Annotated in this window: 15 protein-coding genes; 13 read left to right on the top strand and 2 right to left on the bottom strand. The window is 38.2% G+C overall.

All coding sequences use genetic code 11. The annotated features are described in order from the left end of the window. Positions 1–1623, top strand: coding sequence for an aromatic amino acid hydroxylase (locus ACFOOI_RS11800; protein WP_379838179.1), 1623 nt, complete (start codon positions 1–3; stop codon positions 1621–1623). Between the two features lie 413 nt (positions 1624–2036). Next, positions 2037–3086 (top strand): flavin monoamine oxidase family protein, encoded by a 1050-nt coding sequence (locus ACFOOI_RS11805; RefSeq protein WP_379838180.1) that lies wholly within the window; start codon positions 2037–2039, stop codon positions 3084–3086. A 248-nt stretch (positions 3087–3334) separates the two neighbouring features. Here the strand turns inward: ACFOOI_RS11805 and ACFOOI_RS11810 are convergent, their stop codons facing one another. Then, entirely contained in the window at positions 3335–4465 is a 1131-nt protein-coding gene (locus ACFOOI_RS11810; RefSeq protein WP_379838181.1) for a PepSY-associated TM helix domain-containing protein, read from the bottom strand. 5 nt (positions 4466–4470) lie between these two features. Continuing rightward, the gene (locus ACFOOI_RS11815) at positions 4471–6801 is read right to left on the bottom strand and encodes a TonB-dependent siderophore receptor (protein WP_379838182.1); all 2331 of its coding nucleotides are present in this window, start codon (positions 6799–6801) and stop codon (positions 4471–4473) included. Positions 6802–7225: 424 nt separating this feature from the next. Here ACFOOI_RS11815 and ACFOOI_RS11820 point away from each other — a divergent pair, with 424 nt between their 5' ends. The 11 genes from ACFOOI_RS11820 to ACFOOI_RS11870 all read left to right on the top strand — a co-directional run bounded on the left by ACFOOI_RS11820 (position 7226) and on the right by ACFOOI_RS11870 (position 23939). Continuing rightward, positions 7226–10018 (top strand): TonB-dependent receptor, encoded by a 2793-nt coding sequence (locus ACFOOI_RS11820; protein WP_379838183.1) that lies wholly within the window; start codon positions 7226–7228, stop codon positions 10016–10018. Further along, positions 10015–10884: a DUF4249 family protein gene (locus ACFOOI_RS11825; protein ID WP_379838184.1), complete on the top strand. Its 870-nt coding sequence runs from the start codon at positions 10015–10017 to the stop codon at positions 10882–10884. Before ACFOOI_RS11820 ends, ACFOOI_RS11825 begins: the two co-directional genes overlap by 4 nt. A 671-nt stretch (positions 10885–11555) precedes the next feature. Further along, positions 11556–12509: an arginase gene (gene rocF, locus ACFOOI_RS11830; RefSeq protein ID WP_379838185.1), complete on the top strand. Its 954-nt coding sequence runs from the start codon at positions 11556–11558 to the stop codon at positions 12507–12509. A gap of 143 nt (positions 12510–12652) precedes the next feature. Next, the gene (locus tag ACFOOI_RS11835) at positions 12653–13576 is read left to right on the top strand and encodes a tetratricopeptide repeat protein (RefSeq protein WP_379838186.1); all 924 of its coding nucleotides are present in this window, start codon (positions 12653–12655) and stop codon (positions 13574–13576) included. A 157-nt stretch (positions 13577–13733) separates the two neighbouring features. Further along, complete coding sequence (locus ACFOOI_RS11840) at positions 13734–13952, top strand: helix-turn-helix domain-containing protein (RefSeq protein ID WP_379838187.1); 219 nt, start codon at positions 13734–13736, stop codon at positions 13950–13952. Between the two features lie 2 nt (positions 13953–13954). Next, the gene (locus ACFOOI_RS11845; protein ID WP_379838188.1) at positions 13955–16294 is read left to right on the top strand and encodes an ATP-binding protein; all 2340 of its coding nucleotides are present in this window, start codon (positions 13955–13957) and stop codon (positions 16292–16294) included. A gap of 1 nt (position 16295) precedes the next feature. Next, entirely contained in the window at positions 16296–16943 is a 648-nt protein-coding gene (locus ACFOOI_RS11850) for a hypothetical protein (RefSeq protein ID WP_379838189.1), read from the top strand. Between the two features lie 2 nt (positions 16944–16945). Next, on the top strand, positions 16946–17545 hold the full coding sequence (locus tag ACFOOI_RS11855) for an HNH endonuclease (RefSeq protein ID WP_379838190.1): 600 nt from the start codon (positions 16946–16948) through the stop codon (positions 17543–17545). Continuing rightward, on the top strand, positions 17538–19112 hold the full coding sequence (locus tag ACFOOI_RS11860) for an Eco57I restriction-modification methylase domain-containing protein (protein ID WP_379838191.1): 1575 nt from the start codon (positions 17538–17540) through the stop codon (positions 19110–19112). Before ACFOOI_RS11855 ends, ACFOOI_RS11860 begins: the two co-directional genes overlap by 8 nt. Positions 19113–19172: 60 nt before the next feature. Continuing rightward, positions 19173–19538, top strand: coding sequence for a DUF2200 domain-containing protein (locus ACFOOI_RS11865; protein ID WP_379838192.1), 366 nt, complete (start codon positions 19173–19175; stop codon positions 19536–19538). A 318-nt stretch (positions 19539–19856) separates the two neighbouring features. Next, positions 19857–23939 (top strand): hybrid sensor histidine kinase/response regulator transcription factor, encoded by a 4083-nt coding sequence (locus ACFOOI_RS11870; RefSeq protein ID WP_379838193.1) that lies wholly within the window; start codon positions 19857–19859, stop codon positions 23937–23939. Positions 23940–24152 lie beyond the last annotated feature (213 nt).

Genomic DNA, 24152 nt, shown 5'->3' on the forward strand with positions numbered 1-24152 from the left:
ATGGAGATAAACGATATCATAGCCAAACTACCCAAGCACCTTATGCAATATGTGCTTGACCAAGACTACAGCCAATATTCGCCTATTGATCAGGCAGTATGGCGACATGTGATGAAAAAAAACGTGGCCTATCTACCAAAAGTAGCCCACGAATCATATGTTTCGGGTCTTGAATTAGCGGGCATTTCTACCGAAGAAATACCCACTATGTATGGTATGAATCGAATTCTTCAAAACATCGGCTGGGCAGCTGTTGCGGTAGACGGCTTTATACCCACCTCGGCCTTTTTGGAGTTTCAGGCATATAAGGTTTTAGTGATTGCCCAAGACATTCGTCAGCTAGAGAACATCAGTTACACGCCCGCACCAGACATTATACACGAGTCGGCCGGACACGCACCCATTATTGCCAACGCCGAATATTCAGAATACCTCCGTCGTATGGGCGAAATTGGCTGTAGGGCCATACCATCTGCTGAAGACCAAGCACTTTATGAAGCCACACGTTCTTTAGCCATTATAAAAGAAGCTTACGGCAGCGACACTAAAAAAATAGCCGAAGCACAAGAAAAGGTTGATTACTTACAACAAAATATGGGGCCGCTGTCTGAAATGGCACGACTCAGAAATCTGCATTGGTGGACGGTAGAATACGGCCTTATCGGCTCACTCGATAAGCCCAAAATATACGGAGCGGGGTTGCTTTCTTCTATTGGCGAAAGCATCTCATGTCTAAAACCTGAAGTCACCAAACTGCCTTATACCTTAGCAGCGGCAGACGTTTCGTTTGATGTTACCCGACCACAGCCACAGTTATTCGTCACGCCAGATTTTGCACATTTGAGTTTTGTTTTGGAAGAATTTGCCAACCAAATGTCTATCCGCAAAGGAGGGGCAAAAGGCATAGAAAGACTAATTGACTCTAAACAGATGGGCACCCTAACCTATAACACGGGCTTACAGGTTTCGGGAGTTTTTATGGAAATAATTAAGGACGACCAAGGAAAGCCAATTTACATAAAAACCACGGGTCCAACCGCTCTTTCTTACCACGAAAAAGAGTTGATTGGCCACGGAACCAACTACCATGCACATGGATTTGGATCACCGGTTGGCAAACTGCAGAACATCAATATTCCGATAGAAAGGATGTCGCCGTTTGACCTTGAAGCATATAAAATAAAGGAAGGAAAACATACTACGCTTAAGTTTGAAGGAGGCATAGAGGTATCAGGCGAAGTAATTACAGGTGTGAGGACCGTTATGGGAGAAATCATTTTGATTAGTTTCAAAAACTGCACGGTAAAATACCACGAAGAAATACTTTTTAGACCTGAATGGGGTGTGTTTGACATGGCCGTAGGAAACGAAATAGTTTCTGCTTTTGCGGGAGCGACAGACTTAAATTCGTTTGAGGTAGTTCCTCAAAAAGAAACCGAAGTAAAGACAGAAAGCATTTCGAAAAGTGCAGAAAGGCTTGAACTAGAGGGGCTTTATGCTGAGGTGCGTGAAATGCGAAATGCAAACAAAATAAACCGCGAGCGACTAAAAGAGATTTCGAATGAACTTGAAAAAAAACACCCTGAAGACTTGCTTTTGAAGCAGGAAATAGCCGAGTTTTGATTTTTGATTGCCAAAGAAGAAGCTTCTTTTTAATGGAGAATTAGGAATGGTTAAAGGTGAATTGTGAATGGTTAAATCAATTCGCACTTCTCAAAAAATTGCCACGAATGCACGAATAAATTCACAGCCAAGCAGCACTTCTAAAACTCATAACCCCTATGAAATCAAGCGACTGAAATTAAATTTATTAAGATTACAAAAGCTTTCAATCAAGCATTCATTCATTCAGTCAATCAATCAAGCATTCAAGCATTCCTTCAGTCATTCATTCAAACATTAAATCATTAAGTCATTAAATCATTAAGTCATTAAAAACCTTCGAAAAAAATAAACAAAAACTATCTCTACCAAATCCTTGTTTTGCTTGGATAAAGAAAATACTAGACTAAATCATTGGTCTACTGAAAGCACTTATGGAAGAAATTATAATTATTGGAGGAGGAATTAGCGGACTTACAACTGCCTATTATTTACAAAAAAACAATATCCCATTTGTATTGTTAGAAGCACAAAATAGGCTCGGTGGACGAATAGATACCGTTTTAGGCAAAAACCAAACACCTATAGAAATGGGTGCAACTTGGTTTAGCGATGCCCACCAAAACCTCATTGGACTATTAAATGAATTAGAAATACCCTATTTCCAACAATTCACCGAAGGAAACTCATTTTTCCAGTCGCACTCCTTTATTCCGCCTCAAGTATTTTTTACCCCACAGGCGAAAGAAGCCTCTTACCGCGTGAAAGATGGCACCCAAGCTATAATAGAAAAAATAGCGGCAACCATTCCTTCTGAAAAGATAAAACTAGATACCAAGGTTATAAAAATAGCGGACAAAGCCGATTTCATAGAACTTACAGACAATGACGGAAATCTATTTCAAGCACGAAAAATAGTCAGTACAATACCGCCACAAATACTGGCTGAATCGGTGGAATTTGCACCAACTTTGCCTAAAGAAGTAAGCAACTTAATGGCAAATGTGCAAACTTGGATGAGCGGATCTATTAAGTTTTCACTCGAGTATTCGGAGGCATTTTGGCGTAAAAACGGTTTTTCTGGCACCATATACAGCCAGTCGGGAATGGCCGTAGAAGTATATGATCATTCCAATTTCGAAAATGACAAATTTGCACTAACGGGCTTTTTAAATGGCTCAGCAGCAATCTATTCACCACAACAAAGAGAAGAAATAGTTAGCGGAGAAATCAAAAAGCTTTTTGGCCCCGAAACACCAGAGTATCTATCCTACACGGACAAAATCTGGGACAATGAATTCATCTCGATTAAAAACCCGATTGCACTCAGAGCACACCAAAACAATGGCCACCCCTACCTTCTTGAAAGCTATTTTAACAACAAACTCCACCTCGCTGGCACAGAAACCGACACCCACTTTCCGGGTTACTTAGACGGAGCAGTTGCATCCGCCATGCGTGTTTTTGGTACATTAAGTTCTTGATTATGTAAAAAATGAATGGCCGGATAAAGCGATTTCTAATACAAAATGTAGGTCAGCACCGAAGGCAAAACCAGTCTAATCTGGACTTTCTCAAAAAATCGCCAGGAATGAACATTACTTTAATGCTGAATTTATAATGGTGAATAAAATACTCTCTGTTTACTACTTTACCAAAAAAAATAGGAACCAAAAAAACTTTGATCCCTATCCGGCTTCAATCTTCCTTTTAATTTATCAAACTATACAATTCACGGCTTTAAAGTTTTTTGTTTATTTCGTTTCCCCCACCACATTAAAAAACCCGTAACTGGCAGGCTGGCAGCCACTAACGAAAGCAAAAAAGCAAGAATTTTGCCCGGCAACCCCCATATTCCTCCTGTGTGAATGTCGTAGTTTAGCCGCAACAGTTTGTCTGCTCCTTTGGCGTCTTTAAATCGGCCATATATATTGTTTACACTAAGTTCTTCAAGCGAATATTGGTCAAAATACCGGTAATCCATTTTCCAATAGGTGCCTGCTTGGGTGTTTACATTTGCAGCTATCACCGAGCTGTCGGTTTCGGGTGGATGTACTTCCAGTGCCAAAGCATCCGGATGCTCATTTTTCATTTTCTCCCAAACCATGTCTATAGCAGGTTTATTAAAATCGGCAGCCATATTTTTGCCTGAAACAGGCTCCACAAAAAGCAAGTCTTTCTCTCCGCCACCGAGTTTATAAATGCCATAAGCCACCCATTGAATCCCAAACACTATGCCCGTAATGGCCACTATCAGCAACAAAACCGAGCTATAAAAGCCCAAAATACTGTGTAAATCAAAGTTTTTACGCTTCCACTTTGTGTTGTTTTTCCATTTAAACCAAAACCTTTGCCCGGCCGCTTTCTTGTTTTTAGGCCACCAAAGCACTATGCCACTTATGAGCATAAATACAAATATGAGGGTAGAATACGCCGTTATCGGCTGCCCAATATTGGGTGGCAACCACAAGTAATAATGTCCATTTATCACCCACCTAAAAAAGGCCTTATCCATGTTTTGAACGTGAAGCTCTGCTCCCGAGTATGGATTATAATACACGATATAATAGTGCGAAACCGGCTCCATTCCATAATAAATAGCCTCTACGCTCCGCCCCTTCCCGGGGTAGTTGATAGCATGCAAATGGCACTTGGGCAGTCTAAGTTTAGCTTTCTCTTCAAATACCGATGGTGGCAATATGGGTTTATTTTCAACTTCCGAAAAGCGATACGCCTGCAAAGCATCCTGTATTTCAGCCTGAAAAGCATACAAACACCCCGTTATACTGATTATGAAAACCACCAGGCCGGTGCCAAGACCGAGCCAAAGGTGGATTTTCCGAATTGTAGTTTTAATATTCAAAACTTCTAAAATTTATAATTGATACTCAAGCGGGCATTTCTAAGAGCTTCGGCTTGCCAATAATAGTAGCCTCCCCACGAATAATACGCCCCAGAGTACAAGTACGAACTCAAGATATTGTTGACATTTAGAGCCACCCCAAACTTACCCGTTTGATACGAAACCGCTCCGTCTACCCGTGTGTAGTTGGGCATCGTCTGTAGCGAATTATCATAGGCACCGTACCAAGCTGACCTTCCGCCCAAATATTGCACCCCAAGCGATGCACCTAAGCCTGTCAAGGCCGTGTTACTAAATTTGTAGCTCAACCACGCGTTTGATATATGTTTTGAAGTTCCGGCTATTTGCTGGCCCACCAGTATAGCTTCCGTATTTTTGGTTACTTTTCCATCAGTGTAGGCATAGTTTAGCGTCAGGTCTAAGCCGTGCAGCAGCTGCCCTCTCAGGTCTAACTCCAGCCCTTTGGTCTGCGTTTGTCCTACTTGAATAGAAAAATATTGATGCTCAGGATCAGCCGCTAACACATTATTTTTGGTGATGGCATAGGCCGAAACCGTAGACGTCCAGAGGCCACCGAGCCATTCTTTTTTAAGTCCAATTTCTTTATTTCCACCCGTAATCGGGTCAAAACTCTTACCATCAAACGAGGCACCCGCCTGAGGCACAAATGCCTCATCTATAACCCCATACAAGCTCGTGCTTTTGTTTAACGAATAACTCAAACCTACTCTCGGCGTAAACTTAGAGGCTTTTCCCATGCCCGAATACGCATCGTAGTTTTCGGCTGTGGTATACCTTCCGGCCAGTGTAACCCGCAGTTTTTCATCCAAAAGTCTAATCTCATCCTGCACATACAGAGCCGAGTATTTTTGACCATACAGCACACCTCGCTCTCTGAGACTAAGGCTACGGTCATATTTTGGATAATCTGCAGCAGCTACGGTATTGTAAACCGGGTCATACACATTCAATTTACCAAATGCCCCACCTTGGTTCCAGTCATGAAAAAAGTCTTTGTTGCCCATATCAACCCCTGCCAATATTCTGTGATTAAGCACGCCTGTTTTCATGTCGCCATTCACAAAAAACTGTCCCACTTTGGTGATTCCCTGCACATCCCAAATAGACGCCGTACGGGTTAAGGTATCGCCATTTGCCGAAAAACCACCCGCCCAAAGGCTCTGTCCTATTTGTTTATAACTCATATAAGCCAGTTGCCCCGTAAACTTCCAGTTGGCATTTATGGTGTGAGCCAAAGTCACAAAAAGCGAATTGTCATTGATGTTGGTAGGCGACATATTAGCCTCCGCAGTAGTAAAATTTACAGGCAAGTCGCCCAGACCATTGTTAGAAAAAGCATAGTTGGAGCCAATCACCGACATTTGGTTAAACTGATACGTATATTCGGTTGTCAATGAAGTTTTGGGAGTAAACTGAAACTTCAGCACCGGAGCCACAGAAGCACGGTTATTAAACTCAAAGTCGCGGTGAGAGCCTTTTTGTTGCCCCATCAGGTTCAGTCGGTAAAGCACTTTACCTGTTTTGTCCAGTTTTCCATCAAAATCTAAAGTAGACCTATACGTGCCAAAACTCCCCACCGTGAGCCCAACTTCACCCTTTGTAAAACCCGTAGGTTTTTTGGTAACTACGTTATAAAACCCACTCGGCTCGCCATTTGCCAGCATAAATCCGGCAGGCCCTTTCACAAATTCAATCCGCTCCACCATACTCATGTCTTCGGCCAGTGGTCCCCACGTAGACTGCACATTCATCCCGTTTCTAAAACCCGCTATTTGCGAGCCACGCATATTTATTTGGGCGTAATTGTCCCAGTGTTCCACCCTACTAGCACCGCTCACATTTCGAGTTACACCCTCTAGCATATCAAAAATCTGCTGATCCTGTAGCACCTGCTTGGTTATCACTTGTATGTTTTGTGGCACTTCCAAAAGCGGCGTTTTTAATCGCAGTGATACCGACGGATAATCCGTTACATACTTACTTGGATTGGCCAACACCACCACCTCCATAAGCTCATTGGCATCTACTTCAAGCTCAAAATCCAAAACTGCAGACTCGTTTTCTTTCAGCACAACTTGCTTATTTTGAGCCTTCAAACCCACATAACTGGCTTGCACCGTATACGTTCCAGCCTTTAAATCATTAAATACATATCGGCCATTTTCGTCAGCTACAGTACCTTTGGCTAGGCCTTTTATCACCACATTTACAAACTCCGCGGCTTGGCCATCTGAGGTAGAAACCTTTCCTTTTAATGTAATATTTTGGGCAAAAACATACTGCCCGATTAGTAAGAGTAAAACTATTTTTTTCATTAATTTTTATTTAGACTAATTATAAATAAGACCCAAAACTATAACGACATTTTAGAAGAAGCAAGTATTATTTAGAATTATTTTAAATAAGGAGACGAAAGCATATAATTTGGAGATTTCTGAAAACTAATTTTACATACCTCCCAGACGCATATTAAACACAAACATTAATTCACTCATATAATTTTTGGGCAGCCGGGCGGGCTTTCGGCACTCGCTCTTTTTGTTGCGGCTATCGCCACCAAAAAAAAGGAGCTCAAACAAAGCCTCTATCCCTGCTGCAAGCGAGCTCACGAGCATTTTCCCCTCCACATATAATTTCAAAAACATTACACATTGAAAGCAACAGCTTGAAATTTTCTCACGTATCCACAGAGAACCATTTGCCCAAAGACCTAATTCCTTTTTTTTAAACCCTGCTCAAATGAAAAAAACATGTACGCATAGTTTGTACAAAAAAAGCCTAAATCTCATCGCGTTTATGGTGAGTATGATAGCCGCACATGCACAAACGAAAACTATCAAAATCAAATCGGAGAATTTTACAGAAACCTCCATCTCCAAAATTTTGACGGATGTACAGTGGAAATACGGCTACAAAATAACCGTAGACCCTACACTCATTCCCGATAAAAAAATGACGCTTTGGTTAGAGGATATTACCCTACACGAGTTTTTGGACCTAATAATCAGCCAAAATCAGCTACCGTATGTGGTAGTGATGGAAAACCCAAATGCCGCAACCGTAAAAATTAGAGAAGCAGCAAAACCAAACCCCGCCGATGTGCCCTCAAACCATAAACCCACTCGCACAAACTTCAGTATCTCGGGAGTTTTAAAAGATATGGCTACTGGGGAGTCGCTGCCATTTGCTACAGTGGGTGTAAAAGGTAACATTAAATCCTTCACCCAAACAAACGTAGACGGATACTTTACCCTACAAAATGTACCAAACGACACTTTAATTCTAGAAGCAACCTATGTGGGATATTTGGTGAAAAGATTCCGATTAGAGCCAAGCATGAACTTCTCCAAACTACTGATAGAAATGCAAGGTGAGTCGCAAAACCTCGACGAGGTAATAATTTCAGCCGAAAAAACAGAAATGGTACAGGCCAATCAGATAGTCGGGATGATCAAAATGACACCAAAAAACATTGCCAAACTCCCAAACATAGGCGAAAAAGACCCCTTCAGAGCATTTCAGCTGATGCCAGGCGTAAGTGCATCTAACGAAAACTCGTCGGGATTGTATGTGAGAGGAGGTACGCCAGACCAAACATTGGTACTGTATGACGGTTTCACAGTTTATAATGTCGACCACCTTTTTGGGTTCTTTTCGGCCTTTAACTACAACGCCATCAAAGACATTCAACTTTATAAAGGCGGTTTCGATGCACGCTTTGGCGGCAGAATATCGGCCGTGGCAGAAATAACCGGAAAAGAAGGAAACACCAAAAAACCAAATGCCGGATTTGACTTAAGCCTACTAAGCACAAACGCCTACTACGAATCACCAATTGGCAAAAAACTGACGGTTTTGGTAGCAGGCAGACGCTCATACAAAGGCCCGCTTTACACCAAAATATTTGATAAATTTACGTCTCAAGCCGACAATTCAACCCAGGCAGCCCAACAACCGCAAGGCGGTGGTGGCCGTTTTGGTGGCAACAACCTCCAAACCACTACCAAAGCCAACTCATACTTTTACGACATAAATACCAAGCTTACCTACAAGCCTACCAAAAAGGACATTATCTCATGGAGCATATTTAACGGAACAGACAATATGGACAACTCCTCAACTGCTAGTTTCTCAGGTTTTGGCAGATTCCAAGCTGCGGGCATAGGCCTCGGCACTACCACAAACGACATCAGGCTGTGGGGAAACACGGGTTCAAGCCTCCGCTGGTCACGAAACTGGGGGAGCAAGTTATACTCAAACACTTTGGTGAGTTTTTCGAACTATTACAGCGAAAGAGACAATTCACAGAAGCAAAGTGTAACCCGTGGCGACTCTACTTTTACCACCCGAATAGGTCGTTACGAAACCAACGACTTGAAAGATTATTCGTTTAAAACCGACTGGGAATACAAACTAAATGGCAGTAACCAAATAGAGTTTGGAGGCATGTCGACCTATAACCGAATCAAGTTTAACTACACCCAAAACGACACCACGACGGTACTAAACAGAGACGATAACGGAATCATCAGTTCGGTTTACGTACAAGACCGATTCAGAAGCCACAACGGAAAACTTGAGCTAATACCGGGCATGAGAGTGAGTAATTTTAGTGTAACCAAAAAGATATATTTCGAGCCTCGATTTACATTTAATTACTTAATAAACAGAAGATTAAAATTAAAAGGAGCAGCAGGTATTTATAACCAGTTTATCAAACAAATAAACCGAGAAGACATCACCCAAGGAAACCGTAACTTCTGGATATTGGCAGATGGCAATAACCTTCCGGTAACAAACTCAAAACACCTTACTTTAGGAGCGGCTTACGAAAAAGCCAATTATCTGTTTGATGTTGAGTTTTACCAAAAACAAAACACGGGCATAACCGAATACACCCTCCGATTTGTACCTCAGTTTAACACCCCTGGAACTGCCGGACCGGGTGGCCCTGGCGGAGGCGGAAACCAAGGACTTGCCGTGGCCGAAACGTTTTTTAACGGAACGGAAACCATCAGAGGAATGGATGTTTTGGTACAAAAGAAATTTGGAAAATACACAGGTTGGCTGTCCTACACTTTAGCCGAGGCCGTTAGAAACGTAGCCGCTTTTTCTGATAAACCGTATTTCTCAGACCAAGATGTGAGACACCAGTTTAAAGCTGTGGGTACATATTCCGTGCAGAAATGGGACCTTGCCGCCACATGGATTTACGCTACAGGAAGACCCTACACGAGTATCATTGGAACATATAACCTCACCTTGCTAGACGGAACCACCAAGACATTCACCAATCCGTCTGACAAAAACGCAAACCGATTTATACCCTACCACCGCATGGACGTATCGGCTACCCGAAACTTTAAATACGGCAGCGTAGGCCTATCGGTATTTAACCTTTATAACCGAACCAATATTTGGTATAAACGATACGAAATAGTGCAAGAAAACGGTGTTTCGGCACTGCACACTACCAATGTAACTTATTTGGGCATCACACCTAACATTACGCTAAGCTTAAGATTAAAATGAAAAATATATTAATAATACTCTCCTTCGTATTAAGTTTTACGTCTTGCATAGATGTAAACAACGTAATAAACCCAGGCGATAAACCGATCGTAGAAGCATACTTGGCACCAAACCATACCGTCAGTATGAAAGTTTTTACCGAAATTCCATATTCCGAAACGGACTCTACGTTTTCAGTGCCTATTTCTGGTTTAAGTATCACCATCAAAAACCTTTCGGGTGCGAGTTTTACATTAACCGAATCAGAAACAAAAGGCACTTATGTCTCCACCGCCAAACTTGGTGCTGCAGGCCAAACCTATAGCATGAGTTTTGTTCACAACGGCCGAACAGTTTCAGCAACAACCATTTTGCCAGTTAAGCCAGTAGGTTTTAAAATGAGCGTATCCGAAATAGAGCGAATCTACAGAGATCTCAGCTCGGGTTTCCAAAGCGGCGGCGGCCCAGGTGGCCCTCCACAGGGTGGTGGATTTCAGCAGGAAGCCCGAGTTAATATTGATCTTTCGTGGACCAACCCCGACGAGATTTACCACTTTGTGGCAGCCCAATATTTAGAAACCACCTTGTCGCCTATTGTGCAGTTTCCGACCAACGAAACAGGCTTCACAAGACCAGCAAGGAGGTTTACAAACCGCCCAATCAAAACGAGTACATCGAATTTACAATCGCAGCAGTTTGAGTACTTTGGGCGTTATGCCATCATCTTGTATCGCTTAAACCCTGACTATGCAGCTCTTTACGAAAACGACAATACCAGTTCACAAAACTTGGTAACGCCAGTGAGTACCATCGAAAACGGATTAGGGATTTTCACTGGAGTAAATGCCGATACTTTGATATTAAATGTAAAAAAACAAGTACTATAAAAACAGAATTTTCGTTTTAAAGCACATAGATTAGTTATTAAAAAAGCCAAGCCAACCGCTTAATTGAGGTTTGAGTTTGGCTTTTTTTTGTTTGATTTTATTCTACTGCCAAACGGTTAATTTTTATTTTTAAATAAAACATGGCTTAAGCCTACCATTGAAGCCATTTTTTTAACCATTTTGCCCCCCCTTTCATTTACTGGGTCGCCTGCCAGCGGGGCCTCCATTTTTCCGGTAGGCCGGACCCTTCAAAAAAAAACAGAGCAAAAAAAACAGCACGGCAGCGGCCGACCGTCCTGCAATCTCGCACAATTAAAATTCTTATTGTTAATGTTCTAACAAAAATAAACTTCCTAAAAGAATTTTAACAGTGCTCAAACAGTGCAGGGCGATGTAAAGATTTATTTTCTATTTTTCTTACCCGTTTAACAGTAATTTTATTCTAAGAACAACACTTAGTTTTACGAAAACCACATGCTTATTTCTTTGAAACAAACACTCTTCACCTTTATACAAAAACCAAATAGACGAAAATCCAAAAATTCATATTTAACTTTTAAACCCAAATTTTATTCAAAACTCCAGCATTTTGATTAAAAAAGAAATATATGACTCTTTGGTATTAAATTTAAGTAAAACTTGACTATTTGCGAAAATCAACAAAACCAGATATGAATATAAAAATCCTTAAAAATAGATCAGATATTGGAGCCGGCACAAGAGGTTCAGACTTAGGCATAGATGCCATGGAAATAGCCGCCATAGTAAAAGGAAACCACTATTTTAACGAGTTCCCATCAGAAGACATTTCGACGCACAACGAGTCCATATATGACAAAGACCACAATTCGTTTGCGAAACGAATCGGGCATGTGGCAGAGCAGTGCATGCGAGTGTCAAACGCAATAGCCAAAAACTTAAAAGCAGACTACTTCCCAATCTTACTTTCGGGCGACCACTCATCTGCCTTGGGTACTATCAGCGGCATCAAAAATGCTTTTCAGGACAAAACCCTTGGTGTTTTTTGGATAGATGCTCATGCCGATATTCACACGCCATTTACCTCGCCTTCGGGCAATATCCACGGAATGCCTTTGGCGGCAGCACTGGGATTAGACAACACGCACTTACAAGTAAATGAGCCCATAGCAGAAACCAAAGACTATTGGGAAAACATGAAAAACATCGGCATAAATGGCCCAAAACTTCGACCGGAGCATTTGCTATATTTTGGAGTGAGAGATACCGAAGAGGCTGAAAATAAAACGATTGAGAAATTAGCTATAAAAAACTACAAAGTAGAAGAGGTTCGATTTAGAGGTCTAAAAAACTGTGTTGCAGAAGCCTTAGAAAAACTCAGCGATTGCGACATTATTTACATCTCTTTTGACGTAGACTCCATGGATAAAGACTTGGTTTCGGATGGCACCGGCACACCGGTTTCCAAGGGATTTGACCAAGACGAAATCAACCAAATATTAGAACAAATAGTAGCCTCCAAAAAAGTGGTGTGTCTCGAAGTAGTAGAAGTAAACCCGCTGCTAGACACAGGAGGCAACAAAATGGCCGAAGTAGCGTTTGAGATTTTAAACAAAGTAACCGAAAAGATAAAGCGTAATTTATAAGTCATAAAACCTCATTTCAACAATATAGATTAGCCCCAAGACGTATACGTTTTGAGGCTATTTTTTTAGAATAATTATTTAGTAAAAAGCAGAACTTACCAAACAATACACCAATCTTTGCGGAGAAATTTAAACAGACATAAATGAAACAGGTCTTAATATACATTTTATTCACTTTTTTGACACTTTCGGTACAGGCACAGGCCGTAAAAAAAGAGAGAAGGGCCGTGCAGGTAGTACCGCAACAAACGTTTTTTATAAATGGCGGAGCCAGGGCCACTTTCGATGGAAAGTCACGGGCCTTGTTTAATTTTACACTGCCCCCAAACACCGTGGAGTGGTACTATTCATTCTCAACCACAAAAGAAGAAGGCTCTAACGCCGCCATTGGTTTATTGTCGCAGATGACCAAACTATATGACCCCACCGGCATAACGGCCTTTGCCACCAACTCTATATTAACCCCCTCGGGATCAGGCGTGTGCGACATCTATTTGATGGACAAAAAAAACGCAGACATATTTAATGATAAAGTAGAAAACTGGCGTACCCAGTACTTTTATAAAGGAAGCGGCTCGAGAGAAAACTTCAAAAACGGAACCGTTCAGGTCAAAGATATTCTATCAGGAAACTGGTATTTGGGATTTAAAAATCCGAGTGCCACAGAAGGTTTTGCGGTGACTTTTGAGATAGTGGCCATAGTAGAAGAAACTAAAACGGTTGAAAAAACCGTGAACGAGTCAAAAGCCGAAATGTTTGGCAACTTAGGCAGAAAAGCGTACGAAAAAGGCGAGTACGATAAATGCATAGAACTAAACAAAAAGGCCATAGAATTAAACCCAAACATAAGCGAAACCCACAACACATTGGGCCTCGCCTACTTGGTAAAAGGCGACTACATATCCGCGATAGATAGCTATTCCACGAGTATTGCCCTTTTTAAGAAATCAGACAATGCGAAAAAAATGTTTGCCGACGCCATAAAAGACCTAAACGCTCTAATAAACAAACACGGCCAACTAGACGGAGCCAGCGATATTTTGGAGATGCTAAAAACAAATAAATAAAAGAAAACAGGGGAAAAACCACCCCAAAATTGCCACTCAAAACACATGAAATCCTCCAACTAGGAAATCCTAAGGAATACCGACATCTTATAAAACATCCCGAAAATCTAAATATTCATCCCAATATTATATATTTGTATCAAAGAATTCTAAACAAATGACTGAAATAGGTAAATTTTTAGATAAAAAGTCAGTTAACAAAGCTGAAATTTCTAGACGAACAGGAATAAGTACTTCTCGACTTAGCGAATTAAGCTTGAAAGAATCAACTAGACTGACGGCTGAAGAATTATATCTAATTGCGTTAGCAATTGACACAAACCCATCTTTGGTTTTAGAAGAAGTATGCAAGAATTTAAAACTAGAGAGTCAATAAAAATGGCAAATATACCTTTTACAGTTTCGGCAAGAACAGCAAGATTAATTGGACGTGAAAATGTCGCCAATGCTGAAGGAGCATTGATTGAACTTGTAAAAAACTGCTATGATGCAGACTCAGAAAATTCTATTATCCTTCTTGATAAAACTAATAGTTCTATCCTAATAATTGATACTGGTGATGGAATGGATGATAAAATCATTACGGAACAATGGATGACTATTGGCACTGATGATAAACTATATAATGCTATTACCAAATCAGGGCGAATAAAATCTGGAGCAAAAGGAATTGGTCGATTTGCATTAGATCGTCTCGGTGAAACTTGTTCAATGATAACTTTCCCAAAAAAGGAAACAGGTAAAGGATTTAAATGGGAGGTAGATTGGAATAAATTTGAAAAAAAAGATAAAGAAGGCAGAAATGTTAAAATCAATGAAGTATTTGCAGAAATAAATGATATTGAAAATTCTAATTATTTTAATCAGTTAAAAGGAAACATTACTAATAAAAAAGTAATTTCAATACTTGATGAAATCAATAGTAAAAAACCAATTATTAATGGAACCGCACTTTTTATAAATAACTTAAGGGATGATTGGACTGATTCAAATATTTCAAAAGTTTTTCAAACCTTAGAATTATTAAACCCGCCAGAAGGCCTTAGTAAAATAAAAATATGGTTATTAAGCAATGAAGAACCTGAAAAATACGGTTTAGTTGAAAATGAAGATTTTAAAGATTATGATTATAAATTAGTTGCAAAATACACCAAAAATGAAAATTTCAATATTAAAATTAAAATTCATAGAAATGAATTTGATTACAACATGATTCCTAAGGCACTGTTCAGTTATGAGGATATGACTGAATTTCCTTTTGATAATAAGACTTTTAAGGAAGAAAAGTTTGAAATTAATAGAACATTTAATGAAATAATAAAAGGTGTGACGAATGAAAATGGAATTTTTCAAAATATCGGAGATTTCGAGTTTACTTTTTATTTCTTAAAAAACACTTTATCAACAAATGACAGAGAAAAATATTATCAGAAAGAATTTTTAGGTAATAGAGGTCAATGGATAGAAAAATTTGGTGGTATAAAATTATATAGAGATGATTTTAGAATCAGACCATATGGTGAAGTAAATACACATTCTTATGATTGGCTAATGTTGGGAGAACGTTTTGGTCAAAACCCTGCAGCTTTTTCAAGAAAAGGAAGTAGAGTTAGACCAAATCAAGTTGCTGGAGTTGTAAAATTCTCTCGAATCGACAATCATCATTTAGAAGATAAATCTAACAGAGAAGGCATTAGAGAGAGTGAAACATTTGAATTTTTCAAGAATCTTCTGAAAGGTTTAATAAAAGTACAAGAAGACGATAGAAGCACTGTCGCTTTTAATCTTAATGAACTATATTCAGATTTAAACAAAGAAGAAGAAGCTATTAAAGAGAGCGGAAGTATAGCTGATGAAGAAAATGACGAAAACGAAACTCAAGAGGACACTAAATCTAAAAATAAAAAACTTAAAAAAGGTGTAAAAGCAAGAGACAAGAAACTCTCAGAAAAAGAAGATGAATTAGCTACTTCTAGAGCAATGGCTTCAGCAGGTATTATGATTGCTAGTTTTTCACACGAATTTCACGGAATAAAAAACAACTTAACTTCAAGGATATTTCTTCTTAAAAGAAAATTACATAAAGTAATTAATGAAGAAAACTTAAATAGTATAGAAGATGGAATCAATCTAAATAATGAAATTGATAAATTATACAGACAAGACCAAAAACTAAAACAATGGATTGATTTTGCTATTGGGTTGACAAAAAAAGACAGAAGAAAAAATAAGAAAATAAATTTAGTAGATTATTTCACAAGTTTTAATCAAGATTGGGATAGTAATCTATTCAAAGAAAGAGATATTGATTTTTCATATGAGTATGAAGAAGAATCAAAAAATTTATTTACAACGAATATATCTGAGTTAGACTTAGACACAGTTTTCGACAATTTAATAACAAACTCAATCGAAGCGTTTCAAAGAAATGGAGTTAAAGGAGATAGAAAAATCACAGTGCAATTAACCCTAGAAGATAAATTTATAAAAATAAAATATTGTGATAATGGTCCTGGAATTGTAAAAGACTATACTAAAATAAATGATATTTTCAAGCCATTTGAAACTTCTAAAACTGATGATTTAGGAAATCAGATAGGAACTGGACTTGGAATGTGGCTTGTAAAATCTGCAATAGATAGTAATAAAGGAAAAGTGTTATTATCAAAACCTAAAACCGGATTTGAAATTAACTTTTGGTTTAAAAAAATAAATTAAAATGAAATATACATTAGGTGTTCTTGATGAAGAATCTGAACAAATAGAGACAATTGAAGCTATATTTGAAGATGTTTTCAAAATCGTTAAAATCGAATTCGCAAGTTCAATTGAAGAACTTATGGATATAATTAAATCAGAAAAAATTGATGTACTTTCAATTGATTACAAATTGAAAGATCATAATAGCGGATTTCCTTTTAATGGAGATTATTTTTTTAATGAATTATGGGATAAATTTGGAGATTTTCCAGCTTTTGTTCTTACGCAAGATGTTGATAATGCGAAAAAGGAAAGTAAAAAAATAAACCCTCGCTTTGTAGTAGATAAAGCTCAAATTTATTCTTTCATAAATCCAGAATATGCTGCTCATAAAAAAAAGTTTGTAGAAGAATTAATTTTAGAAATCGAAGTACATCAAAATAATATTGAAGAAGATATTGCTGAATTAAAAGTCTTAGAGGTTTTAATTGAAAATGGAGAAAAATTAGGAGATAAAGAGAATCGCTATATTGAATTGAATAATAAATTATCAAAATCAATTTCAGGTTATGATGCTATTCCTCAAAAATATTTTAGTGAAGGTACAAATGAACGATTAGATATTTTAATTAAACATACTGAGGCACTTTTAAAAAAATTGGATTAACAATGTATATTTTTATTGAAGAAACCCCCAAACACAGAGCTAATCCTCCAATTTACGCTACATATTCTCAATATAGAGATATACTCAGTATTGATTTCAAAAAAAGGTGTGCTTATTGCAATGATAACCACAACTATAGAATCAGAAGTTTTGCGATTGACCATTTTGTTCCTTGTACACCAAAAAACTTTACTCCTACTATACCAAAAAATCAGTATGACAATTTAATATATTCTTGTTCATATTGTAATAGGGCAAAATGGGACAAATGGCCTACAGATGATGAAAACAAAGAAAATGATGGTTCTGTTGGTTTTTTAAAACCAACAAATGATAATTACAAGAATCTCTTTTTTAGAAACTCAAATGGAAGAATAATTCCATTTGCAGGGAATGCTCTAGCAATTCATATAAAAGATGAATTGATGCTGTGGCATCCTATTCATTCATTAATGTGGAGAATTGAAAAATTAATGGTTTTAGAAGAGAAAGTAGATTTAAAATTAAAAGAAATTAATAATCAAGAACTATCTAACATTCATAACAAAATAACAAAAGAAATAACAGATATCTTTAGACAAATTTTTAGCACAAATGACTAATCAGAAAAGTACAGGTTCTTATTACACGCCTTCATATTTGGCGAGTTTTATTTCAAAAAGAGTTCTATCTCATTTTGAAAACAGAACCCGTATGTCAATTTTGGAACCAAGTGTTGGTGATGGTGCTTTCATTTCTGAATTAGATAAGGAAGAAAACCTAAACATCAATTTAACTGCTTTAGACATTAACAAGGTTGAATTAAAAACAGCTTCTAAAAAGTGGAGTAAAAAAACGGCTTCTTTTGAAAAAGTAGATTTCTTAGAATATTTAACTGAAAAACAATTTTCAGTTGTTATTGGGAATCCTCCGTATGTTAAAAAAAACATACTTACATCAAAACAAATTGAACTTAGTAAAGAAATACATGCCAATGAAAATTTAACTGAAGCATCAGTTAAAAACATTTGGACTACATTTTTAGTCAAAGCGAATACTTTACTAGCCAAAAACGGCATTCTAGCATTTGTTCTTCCCTCAGAATTATTGCAAGTTAAATTTGCAGAAGAAATTCGAGAATATTTAAAAACGGAGTTTGAAAGGATTGAAATTTTCACTTTTAATGACTTAATGTTTGAATGCAAAGGACAAGATACAATTGTTCTTTTTGCTTATAAAAAAGCAGTGCAAAAAGGAGAATTCTTTACTAATATTTTGTCTAGAGAATCACTCGAAAAAAATAATTTCGTTCTGAGGAAAAACAATTTACTAGTTGAGTCAAATGTGAAGTGGACACACCATTTTTTAACTTCAGATGAATTAACTTTTATAGACAACTTAAAGAAAGAACTTAAAACAGTTAATGATTACTCCGATTCTAAACCGGGAATAGTAACAGCTGCTAATAAGTTTTTTATTATAGATAAAGAAACTGAGGAAAACTATAATTTATCGAGTTATACAAAACCAATAATCCAAAAAGGTTTTTTTGTAAATGGAAGTGTTGTATTTAATGAGGACGACATTCAAAAATTGGAAAAAAACAAACGCCCTACAAAATTATTACAGCTTAATGAAAATGACAAGATATCTAAAAAACTAAGAGAATATTTAGACATTGGAGAATTAAAACAAATTCAAGAAAGATATAAATGTAAAATTAGAAACAAATGGTATGTTATTCCAAACATTTCAGAAAAACCTGACGCCTTCTTCTTTAAAAGAAGCCACTTATACCCAAAGTTACTTAAGAACTCATCTAATGCTTTAGTAACCGACTCAGCCTATAAAGTAAAAATGAGAAATGGTTATGATTTAAATAGTTTTATTTATTCATTTTACAATACTTTAACACTTCTACTTTCTGAATTAGAAGGCAGATACTATGGCGGTGGCGTCTTAGAACTAATTCCTAGCGAATTTAAGAAATTACCAATTCCATATAAGGAAATCAGTGAGGAGCAATTTGAAAAATTCACATCTGAATTTGAAAAAAAAACAAATATTGAGGAGATACTTTCAGCGAATGACTTTAATATATTAAATCCTACTTTAGGAATTAATAATGAAGATTTAAATAGGTTAACAGATATAAGAAATAAACTTAAGAAGAAGAGGCTAAGAAATTAACTTCTACATTAAATCTAAAATCATTAATAGTCTGATTTTTAATATTTATAACAAAAAATAATGCAAGTAACACCCGAACATAACGAAAAAGTAGCGAAGTTGACCTTTGCTTCGGTTTTTCCGCATTATATAGTAAAAGTAGAGAAAAAAGGCCGCACCTTGGCTGAACTTTATGAGGTAATCACTTGGCTTACGGGCTTTGACCAAAAGACCATCCATGAGCTTATAGACAAGAAAGTTACGTTCAAAACCTTCTTTGAAAAAGCTACTGTAAATCCAAATGCCGGGCTCATAAAAGGCGTAATTTGCGGTTACCGAATAGAGGATATAGACAACACCCTCACCCAGCAAGTCAGATACCTCGACAAACTCGTGGATGAATTGGCCAAAGGAAAAAAAATGGAGAAAATTCTACGTACTAGTTGAGAAATCGAGCTTATTTTTCTCCGAAAAACCCAATCGTTTTATTGAAAAATAGCTGATTATTTAATCTTCAATTTTTACAAAAACTAAAGCTCGAAAAAAGCTTCATTCATATTAGCAGACCTTTAAGGCATTTTTTGCAGCGATTTTAAAAATCGCTTTACTTTGGATTTCTCGGTCATGAGCCAAAACCTTATCGCACTTCATTGGCTTTGAATGAAAGATTGTATGAAAGTTTTGCCTAATTTTATCATTGAAAAAACAAAGTGCTTTTTTTGATAAAAAAGAAACTTTGGATTTCAATAACCTTCCTGTTTTTCAATGAAAGCTAAAATATTACTGATTCTACTCTTTTTGACTGTCCAATTCGGCTTTGGGCAGCAAAAGGTGTATAATTTTACTAACTATAACAGCAAAGACGGACTCGCATCTAATACCATAAACGCCGTTTTGAAAGACAAATATGGCTTTATGTGGTTTGCCACAGAAGATGGTTTGAATAAATTTGACGGCCAAAATTTCAACATCTACAGACACAAAGAAGGTGACGCCAATAGCCTAGGCCGTGGCTCAGTAATGGCACTTGAAGAAGACAAAAACGGCAACCTTTGGGTGGGCACGGGCGACAAACTTTCGCTTTACAACAGGGGACTAAACAATTTCAAAAACTTCGATTTTAATAACTACGGCTGGATCAGGAGTTTGGAAGCCGACCATTTGGGAAATATTTGGGTGGGCACCTACACGGGGCTCTATTATTTTGACCCAAAAACAAACAAACGAATTTCATATAGAGCCAACCCATCAGACCCCAATAAGCTAAACTCTGACATAGTATTATGTATTTTTGAAGACAGTAAAAATCGCGTGTGGGTAGGCACCACCAACGGCCTTCATCTTTTTAACAAAAAAACAGGTGCTTTTAAACGCCTTTTGCAAAACCCCAGCAACCCCAAAACGGTAAGCAACAACGGCATCAGAACCATAGCCGAAGACCGCCAAGGCAACCTTTGGTTTGGAACAGACGAAGCGGGCATTATCCAATTAAACCCAAAATCAGGAAATTTTTCTTTCCTAAAAAACCAAGCCAACAACCCAAATAGCATTAGCAACAATCGGGTATTCAAAATCGCATTTGACAAAGACCAAAAACTCTGGATAGGCACCGAAAACGGCTTGAATATCTATGACCCGGTAAGCCAGCATGTAACCCGAATAAAAAGAGCAACCAAAAATCCCAATAGCCTCACAAACGGAATAGTGGGCTTCACCATTCGTGATTTATACATAGACAACGGCGGCATATTTTGGTTTGGAACCCACCAAAACGGCATCAACAAATACGACAGCAACCTGGCGTTTTTTAACTACAAACAACATAACCCACTCGATAAAACAGGGCTTAGCGGAAGCTCCATTACCTCATTTAAAGAAAGGCCTAACGGCGAAATATATGTGGGAATATTTGGCGGTGGACTAAATGTATTTAACCCAAAAACAGAAGTATTTCGGAAAGTAGCGGTTTCAAACAGCAAGGGCTCAGTGGCGGTTTTTTCGGCCTTAGAAATGACAGACAATACCCTCTGGGCAGGCACCTACGAAGACGGACTATATGAAATAAATGGAGCCGAAAGAGTAGTAGGCAAAATAGAGATCCCTAAAACAGAAGCGGCAAAAGCCAACCCTGCTATAAACTGCCTCAAAGCAGACCAAAAAGGCAATATATGGATAGGCACAAACGGCGGCGGCGTTTTTTTGTATAACCTACAAACTAAAACACTTAAAAGACTGAGTGAATCTTTTCCGCAAATAAGCAAACTAATAAATGGCTACATCACAGACATAGAAATAGACCGAAATGGTAGATTCTGGTTGGGCTCGAATGGATCAGGCGTGGCGATTTTAGATACGGCCACCGGAAAAATAGAAGTCAGGAACAACAGCAACAGCAAGCTGCCCATGGACAAAGCCCTTGACATTTATTGCAGCAAATCGGGTCAAACTTGGGTGGGTGTGCTCGGTGGTGGATTATGCCTATACAACTACAAAACCCAAACATTTAGCCAATTTGGTGAAAACCAAAACCTCGCAAACGACGTCATTTACCAAATACTAGAAGACCGAAATCAGAAGCTTTGGGTAAGTACAAACAAGGGCATCAGCTCATTTGACATAAAGAATCAAATATTCAAGAATTACAACCACCACAACGGCGTGCAGCAGAGCTCGTTTAATGCCGGAGCGGGCTTGGCCTCAAGCGATGGCGTATTGTACTTTGGTGGTTTAGAGGGCTTCAACTATTTTAAACCCGAGTCGCTTTTTCAAAACAAAAATACGCCTACCTTAATAATAACCGACCTCAAAATAGGAAACAAAAGCATAAACCCCGAAGATGATTCCGAAATAAAGGACCACATATCGGTGGCAAAAGAGATTACACTCAACTACAAACAAAACTTCTCTTTGGACTTTGTGGCCCTGAATTACACGGCACCCGAAGAAACCCAATATTCGTATAAATTAGATGGCTTCGAAAAAGAATGGAACCACGTGGGCTCTAAACATACGGCGGTGTATACCAACTTGGACCCCGGCACCTACACGTTTAGACTAAAAGCCAAAAGCGAAGACGGTGCTTGGCAAACTCCTGAAAAACTGATTGAGATTACAGTAGAACCTCCTTTTTATAGAACCTATCTGGCTTATTTTTTATACCTACTGACATTTGCATTTATTTTCTATACCATCCGCAGAAGAGGTATTGAGAAACTCAGAAACGAATTTGCACTCAAACAAGAACGCCTAGAGGTGAAGCACCTTATAGCCTCGGAGCGAAAAGAAGCAGAACAAAAAATGGAGCTCGAAAAACTAAAAGTGAAGTTTTTGACCAACCTCAGCCATGAGCTAAAAACACCTTTGACTTTGGTGCTTAACCCGAGCGAAAGTTTAATAAACCAAGAGCAAAGCACCGAAAAACTGGAGATGCTAAACATCATTAATAGAAACGCAAAGCGACTGCTCAATTTGGTGAACCAATTGCTAGACTTTAGAAAAATAGAAGACCACGAGCTAAACCTAAACTTGACCGACGGCGACCTGATTCAGTTTACCAAAGAGATTTTTGATTCATTTAAATATATCTCTGACCGCAAAAACATTCACCTCGATTTTGAAAGTTCTATTTCGGAATATTACACGGCTTTTGACAAAGACAAAATAGAGCGAATACTGGTAAACCTGCTGGCAAATGCCATAAAGTTTACCCACGAAAACGGAAACGTGAGCCTACAAATAAAACCGAAATCTGCAAAAGGCGGAATCGTAATTGCGATAGAAGACACCGGCATCGGGATACCTGCAGACAAAGTGGATCAGATTTTTGAGCGGTTTGTACAACTCAACGACGACGAGCAAATGCTAAACCAAGGCAGCGGCATAGGCTTGAGTATCATACAGGAATTTGTGAAACTGCACGGAGGCACCATTTCTGTCACGAGCAAAGTAGGCTTGGGTAGCACATTTAGTGTGCATTTGCCTTTGGCCGAAAAACCCATGCAGTCTAAAACGGCATTGCCCGAAATAGAAAAACCAAGGAAGTCTAAAACAGTAAGCGTAGAAACCGACGAGCAGTCGGCCTTTGAAAAACCCGTGCTGCTATTGGTAGACGACAACGACGACCTCCGCAGGTATTTGACCGAAAACCTAAAAGAGAAATACAAAATAATAGAAGCAGAAGACGGTAAAAAAGGGTGGCAAAAGGCCTTGTCTCACCACCCAGACATCATAGTGAGTGATGTCAACATGCCAAATATGGACGGCATAACGCTTTTAAACAAAATAAAAAATGACCCACGTACCAAACACATTCCGATAATATTGCTGACGGTGATGTCAGAAGAGTCTGACGAAATAAAAGGACTCGAGATGGGAGCCAATGACTATCTCACTAAGCCGTTTAGTTTTCAGGTGCTCAACCTCAAAATCGCGAATCTTTTAAACCTAAACCTGGGTCTAAAAAATACCTACAGCAAACAAATAAAAATTGAAACTCCGCTACAAGAGATAGTCTCCGAAGACGAGAAACTGCTCCTTAAGGTTTCGCAATATGTAGATGAAAACATAGGCAATGCAGAAATATCGATTGAAGACATAAGCAAAAAAATGTTTATGAGTAGAGGCACCCTTTATAACAAGATTTTGAGCCTTACTGGCGAAACCCCGGTAGAATATATCCGCTCCATGAAGCTAAAAAAAGCGGCGGTGTTATTAGAAAAAAGCGATATGAAAATATCCCAGATTGGGTATGAAGTGGGCTTCTCAAATCCCAACTATTTTGCACGTGCATTTAAAGCAAAATACGACATGACCCCAAGCGAATTTGCCAAACAAAAAAGAGGAGAATAAGCCATAGACCCAAAACCAAAGAACTTTAAAAGCTACATCCTTTTTATCTAAAAAATAGCCCTCCCACTTAAGCCCTCGATTTCTTCAAATCGGGGGCTTCTATTTTATTTCCCTGTCAAATTATTTATACCGTACTACTATAAATTAGAATACTTATATTTTTATTAAAAAAATTTATTAATTGTCTTTTTTACACTTTTTTAAAAAACACAG

This window comes from Lacihabitans lacunae (genome assembly GCF_042649125.1).
Lineage (GTDB): Bacteria > Bacteroidota > Bacteroidia > Cytophagales > Spirosomataceae > Leadbetterella > Leadbetterella lacunae.

Excerpts from the sequence above, each read along its gene's own strand:
- ACFOOI_RS11815 (WP_379838182.1), bottom strand. The coding sequence starts at position 6,801 with ATGAAAAAAATAGTTTTACTCTTACTAATCGGGCAGTATGTTTTTGCC.
- ACFOOI_RS11855 (WP_379838190.1), top strand. The coding sequence starts at position 16,946 with ATGTATATTTTTATTGAAGAAACCCCCAAACACAGAGCTAATCCTCCA.
- ACFOOI_RS11870 (WP_379838193.1), top strand. The coding sequence starts at position 19,857 with ATGAAAGCTAAAATATTACTGATTCTACTCTTTTTGACTGTCCAATTC.
- ACFOOI_RS11825 (WP_379838184.1), top strand. The coding sequence starts at position 10,015 with ATGAAAAATATATTAATAATACTCTCCTTCGTATTAAGTTTTACGTCT.
- ACFOOI_RS11820 (WP_379838183.1), top strand. The coding sequence starts at position 7,226 with ATGAAAAAAACATGTACGCATAGTTTGTACAAAAAAAGCCTAAATCTC.
- ACFOOI_RS11840 (WP_379838187.1), top strand. The coding sequence starts at position 13,734 with ATGACTGAAATAGGTAAATTTTTAGATAAAAAGTCAGTTAACAAAGCT.
- ACFOOI_RS11845 (WP_379838188.1), top strand. The coding sequence starts at position 13,955 with ATGGCAAATATACCTTTTACAGTTTCGGCAAGAACAGCAAGATTAATT.
- ACFOOI_RS11865 (WP_379838192.1), top strand. The coding sequence starts at position 19,173 with ATGCAAGTAACACCCGAACATAACGAAAAAGTAGCGAAGTTGACCTTT.
- ACFOOI_RS11805 (WP_379838180.1), top strand. The coding sequence starts at position 2,037 with ATGGAAGAAATTATAATTATTGGAGGAGGAATTAGCGGACTTACAACT.
- ACFOOI_RS11835 (WP_379838186.1), top strand. The coding sequence starts at position 12,653 with ATGAAACAGGTCTTAATATACATTTTATTCACTTTTTTGACACTTTCG.
- rocF (WP_379838185.1), top strand. The coding sequence starts at position 11,556 with ATGAATATAAAAATCCTTAAAAATAGATCAGATATTGGAGCCGGCACA.
- ACFOOI_RS11860 (WP_379838191.1), top strand. The coding sequence starts at position 17,538 with ATGACTAATCAGAAAAGTACAGGTTCTTATTACACGCCTTCATATTTG.
- ACFOOI_RS11800 (WP_379838179.1), top strand. The coding sequence starts at position 1 with ATGGAGATAAACGATATCATAGCCAAACTACCCAAGCACCTTATGCAA.
- ACFOOI_RS11850 (WP_379838189.1), top strand. The coding sequence starts at position 16,296 with ATGAAATATACATTAGGTGTTCTTGATGAAGAATCTGAACAAATAGAG.